Source organism: Bartonella sp. AP57NXGY, assembly GCF_042195805.1.
Lineage (GTDB): Bacteria > Pseudomonadota > Alphaproteobacteria > Rhizobiales > Rhizobiaceae > Bartonella.
This window is the reverse complement of sequence record NZ_JBHIOZ010000165.1, coordinates 1-2,687: the sequence shown is the minus strand read 5'-3', so window position 1 is coordinate 2,687 and position 2,687 is coordinate 1. Positions and strand designations below refer to the sequence as shown.

The 2,687-nt window shown below is 32.8% G+C and carries 2 protein-coding genes and 1 pseudogene; 2 read left to right on the top strand and 1 reads right to left on the bottom strand.

Features of this window, described 5'->3' with window-relative positions:
* Positions 1 to 453: 453 nt before the first annotated feature.
* Entirely contained in the window at positions 454 to 1,116 is a 663-nt protein-coding gene (locus ACFIL8_RS09005) for a lysozyme (RefSeq protein WP_375612387.1), read from the top strand.
* On the top strand, positions 1,113 to 1,340 hold the full coding sequence (locus ACFIL8_RS09000; protein ID WP_375612386.1) for a hypothetical protein: 228 nt from the start codon (positions 1,113 to 1,115) through the stop codon (positions 1,338 to 1,340). Before ACFIL8_RS09005 ends, ACFIL8_RS09000 begins: the two co-directional genes overlap by 4 nt.
* Before the next feature lie 637 nt (positions 1,341 to 1,977).
* Here the strand turns inward: ACFIL8_RS09000 and ACFIL8_RS08995 are convergent.
* A pseudogene (locus tag ACFIL8_RS08995) lies at positions 1,978 to 2,411 on the bottom strand (integrase); the annotation flags it as partial.
* Positions 2,412 to 2,687: the final 276 nt, after the last annotated feature.

Below are 2,687 nucleotides of genomic sequence, written 5' to 3'. Positions count from 1 at the left end.
TTAAATTATAATGTTTTTTTGTTTTTATAAAAAAATTCTGTGGTGCAATTTATGACTTTTGAAATTACTTAAAAATTAACACCTAATTATTTCATTAATTATTATGTCTCTTATTTTTTGTTAAAAATGCTTTTTGTCATCGGAATTATTGAAGTTTTTTCAAGTAAAGTTCTTCTAAATCATTCTGGATCAACTGTAAGAATTTATGAGTGAAATCTATCTGATTATAAATGGAATTATTATAAAGTTATTGTCTTTAGATGGAGATCAATTGCTGCAAAATGAATAGTATTTAGCATAACCTTTATTCAAAAAAATGATATGGATCTTAAAATAATCCACTATGGATGTTTTGAATTTATTATGCCCTTTCGCTGTTCTGTTCTTAAAAATGAGTAGATGTAAGTTTTTAATTCATATCCTGCTTTGTGTAGTTTTTTATAGGTAAAAATAATGCGAAAAATATCAAAAGAAGGGCTTGTATTGATTAAGCAATTGGAAGGCTTGCGTTTATCAGCTTATGAAGATTCTGGTGGTGTCTGGACAATTGGTTATGGACATACAAGTGCTGCTGGTGCCCCAAGCGTTCACAAAGATATGCAAATTACGGAAAAAGAAGCTGAAAAAATCCTTTGTCAGGACTTGAGGGAGTATGAAGCTGTTGTTGAAAAAGCCGTTACCGTTCCTTTAAACGATGAACAATTCGCGGCATTAGTATCATTTTGCTATAATGTAGGAATCACAGCATTTCGCAGTTCTACACTTTTAAAAAAGCTTAATAAAGGTGAATATGAAGCGATACCAACCGAATTGCAAAAATGGACAAGAGTGGGAGGAAAACGTATCCAAGGTCTTGTCAATCGCCGAGCAACCGAAGCAGGATTGTGGGCAAAAGGAGCTCATGTTGCCCCCAATTATCATGTAGTAGAACCAGAAGGCGTAACAGGTATTTGCAAAGTAGAAGCTCTTGCACCAATCATAGGTTCTTTTTCAGGGCTTGGAGGTCTTTTTGCAGGAAATGGTCCTGTTCAATGGGTTCTAGCAGGCATTATGGTTTTAGCCGCTTGTACGGCTATGATATACATTGCTAAACGTTTTCAGGAACACCGCCTATGATTTTATGGATAAAAAAATATCTGACAATGACGTCAGCGCTCATAGCAGCTTTTCTTATAGCTTTAGTCAAAGCCTTTTTTCTTGGGAAAAAAGTTGAGAAGCAAAAGCAAACAAAAGAAGATTTCAAGATAGCGACAACACGGCTTGAGGTAGAAAATGAAATTAATAAGAAAAGTGATGCTGATGTGCGCACTAAGCTTTCTAGCTGGTTGCGCGACCAATGAACGAACTTCTTGTATTGGATGGCTGCCAATTTATTTGAATCGACAAGATATCAATGTCATTAGTCCAAATTTGGCGAGAGATATTTTAAAACATAACGAACAAGGTGAACGTTTATGTGGTTGGAGAGATAAACGGAAAATAAAGTGATAAAAATATAATTCCTCTGAAACATCAATCAATGAAAAGATTTGAAAGAGGTGGATACATTCAGATTAAAAGTAAAAGCACTTAAAGGATTAAAACACTCTGGTGGTCGATTAGATTTAATTAGAGTAACTGAGGTATCTGAATTGAAACTAAAGGATTCAACAGATTATGTTTGTGTAAAATGATTGAGTCTATTGATGTATTCTAAGGGCATCTTTGTTATCCTATCAAAAGAAGATGAGAAAAGATTTTATGGATTGCACTACTATCGTCGTTCAAAGAACTGATCATACACAAAGGCTCTGTTTTCAACAAAAATAACATCTAGGGGCTGGCATGCTTGAAGAAAAGAAATCTACGGAGCTATATAATGAATAATGGTAAGGCTTTTATGTGATTTGTAAATGACGTTGCTTCAGCTTCCTAATTATAATAATGATGTTGACGATAAGGCAAATATTTTCGCACTGTATCTGCTTTTTCATGCTAAAGTGGCGGGAAAACATTGTGAATGATCTTGGCTTTTAATTTTTCTATAGGTAAATTCCCTATGTGGGAAATGACATGCAACTCCAGTCGAGAAAACCAACAACCATTTTTGCTTTTATTTTTTAACTTAGCTTTTTTACTTTCAAAAGTCGCCTAGCAATTTCTTGAAAAATATTGCTTTACTATTTTAAGATAATTTTTTCCTGAAATAAAATCCTTCTTTTAAAATATTACGGTAATATCTTGCAAACTCATGTACTGCTTTTAGAGAAAGTTTGTAATAAGACCGTGCCTTTCACGGCTTTTATTGTGATGTGTATAACGGAAAAATTAAGAGTGCGTATTATCTTTTCGAACATTCAACTACAATCTTATTTCATCACAATATTTATCTTGAGAAGATACTTTTACAAAGATACTGATAATCTATAAATCGCTCTCCCCTAATTCACCTTCTCGCTCATCCTTCCATGCATTGCCCGTCCACCTTTTAAACCACCTTAAATTTTTGATATAAAATTTTTTCTTTAATTTTTATTTTTTATTGAATCATAAAAATGATATGTCTCAATCTTACCTCTATGCATCTTTATACGCTTTGATTCTTGTTTCTAAAGCCCAGATTGCCTACATATCGTACTGTTTTTATATTTAATATATATTTTTAGATTTATTCCTAACTTGTTAGAAAAGTTGCTATATTTTGATAG